This window comes from Streptomyces sp. NRRL F-5755 (genome assembly GCF_001279365.1).
Classification (GTDB): domain Bacteria; phylum Actinomycetota; class Actinomycetes; order Streptomycetales; family Streptomycetaceae; genus Streptomyces; species Streptomyces rimosus.
The window spans coordinates 21,760-28,970 of sequence record NZ_LGCW01000023.1; the positions used below are offsets into that span (position 1 = coordinate 21,760).

8 protein-coding genes and 1 tRNA gene are annotated in these 7,211 nt (G+C 73.8%); 7 read left to right on the forward strand and 2 right to left on the reverse strand.

Annotated elements, in window-relative coordinates; all coding sequences use genetic code 11:
• The 7 genes from glp to ADK86_RS04520 all read left to right on the forward strand — a co-directional run bounded on the left by glp (position 1) and on the right by ADK86_RS04520 (position 5,944).
• A complete protein-coding gene (gene glp, locus ADK86_RS04490) occupies positions 1–1,317 on the forward strand; it encodes a gephyrin-like molybdotransferase Glp (protein ID WP_053695394.1) in 1,317 nt (438 codons plus the stop codon).
• A gap of 122 nt (positions 1,318–1,439) precedes the next feature.
• On the forward strand, positions 1,440–1,922 hold the full coding sequence (moaC, locus tag ADK86_RS04495) for a cyclic pyranopterin monophosphate synthase MoaC (protein WP_053695395.1): 483 nt from the start codon (positions 1,440–1,442) through the stop codon (positions 1,920–1,922).
• 341 nt (positions 1,923–2,263) lie between these two features.
• Positions 2,264–2,791 carry a MogA/MoaB family molybdenum cofactor biosynthesis protein gene (locus ADK86_RS43675; protein WP_053695401.1) on the forward strand — a complete coding sequence of 176 codons (528 nt, stop codon included), beginning with the start codon at positions 2,264–2,266 and terminating at the stop codon, positions 2,789–2,791.
• Positions 2,788–3,411: a GNAT family N-acetyltransferase gene (locus tag ADK86_RS04505; RefSeq protein ID WP_063760993.1), complete on the forward strand. Its 624-nt coding sequence runs from the start codon at positions 2,788–2,790 to the stop codon at positions 3,409–3,411. Before ADK86_RS43675 ends, ADK86_RS04505 begins: the two co-directional genes overlap by 4 nt.
• Before the next feature lie 151 nt (positions 3,412–3,562).
• Positions 3,563–4,765 carry a gephyrin-like molybdotransferase receptor GlpR gene (glpR, locus tag ADK86_RS04510; RefSeq protein ID WP_053695396.1) on the forward strand — a complete coding sequence of 401 codons (1,203 nt, stop codon included), beginning with the start codon at positions 3,563–3,565 and terminating at the stop codon, positions 4,763–4,765.
• Between the two features lie 75 nt (positions 4,766–4,840).
• A tRNA-Ala gene (locus ADK86_RS04515) sits at positions 4,841–4,913 on the forward strand.
• Between the two features lie 242 nt (positions 4,914–5,155).
• A complete protein-coding gene (locus ADK86_RS04520) occupies positions 5,156–5,944 on the forward strand; it encodes a hypothetical protein (RefSeq protein WP_053695397.1) in 789 nt (262 codons plus the stop codon).
• 61 nt (positions 5,945–6,005) lie between these two features.
• Here the strand turns inward: ADK86_RS04520 and ADK86_RS04525 are convergent, their stop codons facing one another.
• Both ADK86_RS04525 and ADK86_RS04530 read right to left on the reverse strand, forming a co-directional pair.
• On the reverse strand, positions 6,006–6,539 hold the full coding sequence (locus tag ADK86_RS04525; RefSeq protein WP_053695398.1) for a M23 family metallopeptidase: 534 nt from the start codon (positions 6,537–6,539) through the stop codon (positions 6,006–6,008).
• A gap of 117 nt (positions 6,540–6,656) precedes the next feature.
• Positions 6,657–7,211 (reverse strand): substrate-binding domain-containing protein (locus ADK86_RS04530; RefSeq protein WP_159393774.1); only part of this gene is annotated, 555 nt, incomplete at its 5' end.

Genomic DNA, 7,211 nt, shown 5'->3' on the forward strand with positions numbered 1-7,211 from the left:
GTGAGCGCCACCACCGGCCGGACCACCCACCAGGAACGCGTCTGGTCGGTGGCCGACCACCTCGACGACGTACTGTCCAAGATCCACCCGCTGGAGCCGATCGACCTGCACCTGCTCGACGCGCAGGGCTGCGTCCTGGTGGAGGACGTGACCGTCCCCGCCGCCCTGCCGCCGTTCGACAACAGCTCCATGGACGGGTACGCGGTCCGGGTCTCCGACGTCGCGGGCGCCACCGCCGACTTCCCCGCCGCGCTGACCGTGATCGGCGACGTGGCGGCGGGCAGCGCCGAACTCCCGGCCGTCGGCCCCGGCGAAGCCGCCCGCATCATGACCGGCGCGCCGCTGCCGCCCGGCGCCGAGGCCGTCGTCCCCGTGGAGTGGACCGACGGCGGTACGGGCCGCGGCCCCGCCGAGGCGATGAGCGCGCACAGCGCCGCCCCGGAGGCCGCCGGCGGCGAGGTCCTGGTCCACCGCCCGGTCACCGAGCGCCAGCACGTCCGCGCCCGGGGCAGCGACGTCCCGGCCGGCGAACTGGCCCTGTCGGCCGGCACCCTCCTCGGCCCCGCCCAGATCGGCCTGTTGGCCGCCATCGGCCGCGCCACCGTCCGGGTCCGGCCGCGCCCGCGGGTCGTGGTCCTGTCCACCGGCAGCGAACTGGTCCAGCCCGGGGAGGCCCTGGCGCCCGGCCAGATCCATGACTCCAACAGCTTCCAGCTCACCGCCGCGGCCCGCGCGGCGGGTGCCATCGCCTACCGGGTCGGCGCGGTCGCCGACGACGCCGAGACGCTGCGCGCCACCCTGGAGGACCAGCTCATCCGCGCCGACATCCTGGTCACCAGCGGCGGCGTGAGCGTCGGCGCATACGACGTGGTCAAGGAGACCCTCGCCGACCTCTCCGCCGAGGAGGGCGTCGTCGAGTTCCGCAAGCTGGCCATGCAGCCCGGCAAGCCGCAGGGCTTCGGCCTCATCGGCCCCGACCGCACCCCGCTGCTGGCCCTGCCCGGCAACCCGGTCAGCTCGTACGTCTCCTTCGAACTGTTCGTACGCCCCGCCATCCGTACGCTCATGGGCCTGCCCGACGTGCACCGCCACACCTCCCTGGCCACGTGCGACGCCGCCATCGCCGACTCCCCGAAGGGCAGACGGCAGTTCCTCCGCGGCCGCCACGACGCGGACACCGGCACCGTCACGCCCGTCGGCGGCGCCGGCTCCCACCTGATCAAGGCGCTGGCCCAGGCCAACGCGCTGATCGTGATCCCGGAGGAGACGACCGAGGTCGCGGCGGGGGCGGAGGTGGAGGTGGTGTTGCTGGGGTGAGGGGCCGGGGAGCAGACGGGCGAGGAGACGGGGGCACCGTCCTCGCCGGGTAGCCGGGTGACGCCCGACGCCTGCGGGTACGGTGTCGTCGCACAGGCGGCACGGTCCGGACCGGGAGAACGATGAGCAGCGGCCAGCAAGATCTCACCCACCTCGACGCGTCGGGCGCGGCCCGCATGGTCGACGTGTCCGGGAAGGACGTCACCGCGCGCACGGCCCGCGCCAGCGGCCGTGTGCTGGTCGCGCCGCGCGTGGTCGAGCTGCTGCGCGGCGAGGGCGTCCCGAAGGGCGACGCGCTCGCCACCGCCCGTATCGCGGGCATCATGGGCGCCAAGCGCACCCCCGACCTGATCCCGCTGTGCCACCCGCTGGCGGTCTCCGGCGTCGAGGTCGACCTGCACGTGGCCGACGACGCGGTGGAGATCCTGGCCACGGTCCGCACCACCGACCGCACGGGCGTCGAGATGGAGGCCCTGACCGCCGTCTCGGTCGCCGCCCTCACCGTGATCGACATGGTCAAGGCCGTCGACAAGGGCGCCGTCGTCACCGACGTACGCGTCGAGGAGAAGACGGGCGGCAAGTCCGGCAACTGGAGCCGGTCGTGACCGCCGGGGACCGGGAACCGGAGCAGGACGTACGGGACGCCACCGCCCACCCGGGACCGGACGCCGCGGGCGACGGCGCGCGGCGGACGACGGCGAACCCGGGGCCAGGGACGGCTCCCGACGCACCCGCAGAGGCGGGGCGGGGTGAAACCTCGGACGCGGCGACCAATCCGGGGCCGGGGGCCACGGGGGAGACGGCTGCTTCCGAGCGCGCTGACCGGGACATTCGGAAGCCGGCCAATCCGGGGCCGAACGCCACTGAGGACGCCCACGCTCCCGCGCCCGCGGCCCGGGACGCAGACGTAGCGGTTTCCCCAGCCCACCCACCCCGCGCCCTCGTCATCACCGCGTCCAACCGGGCGGCCGCCGGTGTGTACGCGGACAAGGGCGGGCCGGTGCTCGCCGAGGGGCTGACCGCGCTGGGCTTCGCGGTCGACGGGCCGCAGGTGGTGCCGGACGGCGAGCCCGTGGAGGCCGCCCTGCGCGCCGCCGTCACCGCCGCGTACGACGTGGTCCTGACCACCGGCGGTACGGGCATCTCGCCCACCGACCGCACCCCCGACGTCACCCGCCGCGTGATCGACCACGAGGTCCCCGGCATCCCGGAGGCCATCCGGGCCGCGGGCCGTGCGAAGGTGCCGACCGCCGCGCTCTCCCGCGGCCTGGCCGGTGTCGCCGGCCGTACGTTGATCGTCAACCTGCCCGGCTCCACCGGCGGCGTACGCGACGGCCTCGCCGTACTCGCCGACCTCCTCCCGCACGCGGTGGACCAGCTGCGCGGCGGCGACCACCCGCGCCCGGACACCGGAGCGACGGCGCAAACGGCCCCGCATACAGGGCGGCCGGGACCGACCGGGAGCGCACTCTGAACGCCCCCTGGCCGGTCGTACTGGCGGACGGCGACACCGCCCTCCGCCCGATAAAGCTGCGCGACCAGCGGGCCTGGCGCGAGGTCAACCGACGTAACCGCGACTGGCTGCGCCCCTGGGAAGCGACCATCCCGCCGCCCCCGCCCGGCATCCCCGCACCGCACCGGCCCACCTACCGCCAGATGGTCCGCCACCTGCGCGCCGAGGCGCACGCGGGCCGGATGCTGCCGTTCGTCGTGGAGCACCGGGGCCGGCTGGCCGGGCAGCTGACGGTGGCCGGAATCACCTGGGGCTCGATGTGTTCCGGACACGTCGGCTATTGGGTCGACGAGGCGGTGGCCGGCCGGGGCGTCATACCGACCGCGGTCGCGCTCGCCGTCGACCATTGCTTCCGTTCGGTGGGCCTGCACCGCATCGAGGTCTGCATTCGCCCGGAGAACCTGCCCAGCCGCCGGGTCGTGGAGAAACTCGGCTTTCGCGAAGAGGGACTGCGCCCGCGCTATCTGCACATCGACGGCGCCTGGCGCGACCACCTCGTATTCGCGCTGACCGCGGAGGAGGTGCCCGAGGGGCTGCTCAACCGCTGGCACCGGGAGAAGCCCAGCACGCCCCACAAATAAAATACGTGTTCGAATTATTTCACCAATTGCTCACAACCGCATACGGCTGATCTCAACAATCACAAAAAAAGTTCGAGATATCAGCCAGATCGTGCGACACACCGGCCCAATTGGCGGATGGCCCCCCGCAAACCCCTCTACCGTGTGAGGCGTGAGCAGCAGCGGCCTCATCTACGCAGTCATCGTCGGGGCCTGGGCCGCCTACCTGGTGCCGATGTGGCTCCGTAGGCAGGACGAGCTCAATGAAGCCCGGCCGACGGAACGCTTCAGTACCGCCATCCGGCTCCTGTCCGGGCGCGCGGCCATGGAACGCCGTTACGCCAAGGGGCTGGCGGCACAGGGCGGCCGCACCGACGATGCGAGCGACGCGCGGGAGCCGGACGCGGCGGTCGAAACGGCCGACGTCCGGGACTTCGACGCGCCCGCGGACGAAGCGCCGCCCGCCGCCCAGCGCCAGCACGCGGCTGCCTTCGAGGCCACGCCGCCCGGTACGGGGGCCGCGGTTGCCTCGTCGTCCGGTGGCGGGGCGTCGTCCCCGTCCGGTCCGTCCGGCGGTGCGCTGCCCGGTGCAGGGTCCCCGGCCCCGTCCGGCGCCGTGCCGCGCTCCCGCAAGAAGCCCGGCTCCCGCCTGCCCTCCACCGCCGAGCGCATGAAGCGCGCCAAGGTCCTGGCCCGCCGCCGGCGCACCATCACGGTGCTCTTCCTCACGTTCACCGTCGGCACGATCGTCGCCGCCGTCGGCGGCCTCGCCTTCCTGTGGGCACCGGCCATCCCGGCCATACTCCTCAGCGCGTACATCGTCTACCTCCGCGCCCAGGAACGCCGCCGCTTCACCTTCACCATGGACCAGCGCCAGGCGGAGGCGGCGGCCCAGCGGCTGCGGGAGGGCAGGCCACGCCCTCCGCAGGCGTCCCAGCAGCCCGTCGCCGACGAACCCCCCGCTGAGGACGCCGCCGCCCCGCTCCCCGACCCGTCGCACCCCGCCGCACCCGCCGCCCGTCCCGAGCCGGCGTCCACGGCCGGCCGGCGCGCCCTGGTGGAGGAGACCGACCACGCCGAGTGGGTCGACCAGCAGCGCGAGCGCGACCGCACCGAGCCCGGCGGCTGGGACCCGGTCCCGGTCCCGCTCCCGACGTACGTCACGGCCCCGGTGGCCCCCCGCGCCACCAGCCACGTCGACCTGGACGCCGACGACGCCTGGAGCTCCGCCCGCTCCGGCCCCGCCACCGAGTCCCGCCGCCGGACACCGGCCGCCGACCCGCGTCCCCACCCGACCACGTCCCGCCGCCGCGGCCGCACCCCCCTGTTCGACCAGTACGCCGACGACGACCGCCCCCGCGCGGCAAACGAGTGACCCCCCGCACCTGACCAGCAGGAGAAGCGATTTTTGAGCACCCCGACAGGGATGCTAGAGTTTCACTCGTCGCAAGGGCCTGTGGCGCAGCTGGTAGCGCACCTCGTTCGCAACGAGGGGGTCAGGGGTTCGAATCCCCTCAGGTCCACAGAAATCAAAGCCCCCACCGGAGAGATCCGGTGGGGGCTTTTTCGCGTCGTGCATCAGCGAAGTACGCCGGGCGCGCGGGTCCTCCCAGCTCAACCGCCTGGTCGGTGATGTGGGAACGGGGTTGTCCACAGGGCGAGTTGAGTGTCGGTGCCGGGCCCTAAAGTTGGTTTTCGCGGGGCCGGTGGGCTTCGTCATGGGTACGTGATCGGGTATCCGATGGCGGTGGCAACGGGAGGGCACATGGCCAAGGAACGGGCGTTCGGGCCGCATCAGCTGGCCGAGTGGCTGGGGATCGAGCCGCGGCACGTACGGCGGGCGGAGACCAGGGGGCTGATTCCGCCCCCGGACGTGGGGGACGAGCGATGGTCGGAGGGGGTGGCCAAGACGCTGCCGGACCGCGTCGAGGAGATCCTGTCCGTGGTGGGGGACGAGAACTACGCGACGGCTCAGGACGCCGGGAAGGCCGGGCGCCGGAAGGCGGTCACGGGGGACGCGTACGGGCCGCATCAGCTGGCGAGTGAGCTGGAGCTCCACCGGTGGCAGGTCGGGCGGGCCCAGCAGCGGGGGCTGATCCCGGCGCCGGACGTGGACGGCAAGCGCTGGTCGCGGGAGGTGGTGGACGGCCTGCGGGGTGAGGCGGAGCGGATCAGGGAAACGCTCGGTGATCACCCCGGGCTCGGATCGATCGACGCGGCGAAGCGGCTGGCGGAGCGTATGGAGCTGGAGGTCGAGCGGGAGGACGTACGCGAGCTGGCCGAGGAGGGGACGCTCCGGCCGGTGGGGGAGTTCCGTGGGTACCCCATGTTCAGCCTGGAGAGCCTGGACGGGCTCGACCGGGAGCGGGTCGCGGCCGTGGTGGGTGAGCGGCAGCGGTGGATCGAACGGAGCGTCACGGCCAAGGAGGCCGCGGCGCTGCTGGGATGGCCGGCCGGCAGGTTCGAGGTGACGGCGGAGCGGAACGGGCTGGTGCCGGGCCGGCTCGGCCGGTACGACCGGGCGGAGGTGGAGGGCTTGCCGGGGAGGGAGTAGGGGCTCTTACGCGGGGCTGGCGGTGGAGCGGGGCGGGCGGTAGCCCCGGGATGCGGGCCGGTCAATGGGGGTGGGCGCGTTTCGTGATGCGGATGCCTCGGTGGGACAGGTAGGAGAGGGGGTTGATGTCGGAGCCGTAGTGGCGGGTTCTGCGGACCTCGAAGTGGAGGTGGGGGCCGGTGGTGCGCCCGGTGGCGCCGCTGTAGCCGATACGGGTGCCGGCGCGGACGCGCTGGCCGACGCGGGCCGTGATGCGGGAGAGGTGTCCGAACAGGGTGTAGTAGCCGTCGGTCATGTGGATGGTGACGGCGAGGCCGTAGTCGCCCGACCGCTTGGCCAGGATGACGGTGCCGGAGCCGACGGAGGAGACGGGGGTACCGGTGCGGACGGCGAAGTCGACCCCGGTGTGGTGGCCGGCGGCCCAGTCGCCCTTGACGCCGTAGGGCGAGCTGATGCGGGCATGGGCGGCGATCGGGCGGGTCCACGGGCCCGCGGCCACGGCCGGGACCGCCTCGGTCGCGGCCAGGCCGAGGACGGTACCGATGGCCGTCGGCACCACGCCGTGCAGCAGGAGTCGTCTGCGGAGCCAGTTCATAGTTGTGAGGACACGCCCTACGCCGGGCGGACGCATCCGGAAACGCCCGGTGGGCGCCCGAACGGCCGAGAGGTTCCCCGTACCGAGTGGTAACCGAGGGTGTTGGGTGACGCGGGATCAGGGAGCGGGGGCGGTGCTTTCGCGGAGTCCGAGATGGGGGAGTTCGGCCTGGAGGCGGCGGGTGGGGGCGCCGTCGAGGAGGGAGAGCAGTTCCTGGGCGGCCAGGCGGCCGAAGCCGGCGGTGTCGCGTACGAGGGAGGTCAGACGTGGGTGGGTGACGCGGCACAGGGGGGAGTCGTCCCAGGCCACGATGGACAGGGCGGCGGGTACGGGCACACCGCGGCCGGCGGCCACGGCGGCGCCCGCCACGGCCATCACATCGTTGTCGTAGACGATCGCGGTGGGCGGGCGGGGAGCGGCGAGCAGGCGGCGGGTGGCCTCGGCGCCCTGCTCATCGGAGTAGTCCGTGGATACGGAACGGACCTCGGCGGCGTCCAGGCCGAGACGGGCGGCCTCGGCGCGCAGGGCGGCGACCCGGCGCTCGGTGTGCGCGAGACCGGGCAGCCCGGCGATGTGGACGATGCGGCGGTGCCCCAGTTCGTACAGATGATCGATGATCGACCGCATCGCGGCCGCGTCGTCGGCCCAGATGGTGGAGAGGGGGGCGGGGGG

Coding starts and splice junctions, on each gene's coding strand:
- moaC (WP_053695395.1), top strand. CDS start 1,440: ATGAGCAGCGGCCAGCAAGATCTCACCCACCTCGACGCGTCGGGCGCG.
- ADK86_RS04520 (WP_053695397.1), top strand. CDS start 5,156: ATGGCCAAGGAACGGGCGTTCGGGCCGCATCAGCTGGCCGAGTGGCTG.
- ADK86_RS04525 (WP_053695398.1), bottom strand. CDS start 6,539: ATGAACTGGCTCCGCAGACGACTCCTGCTGCACGGCGTGGTGCCGACG.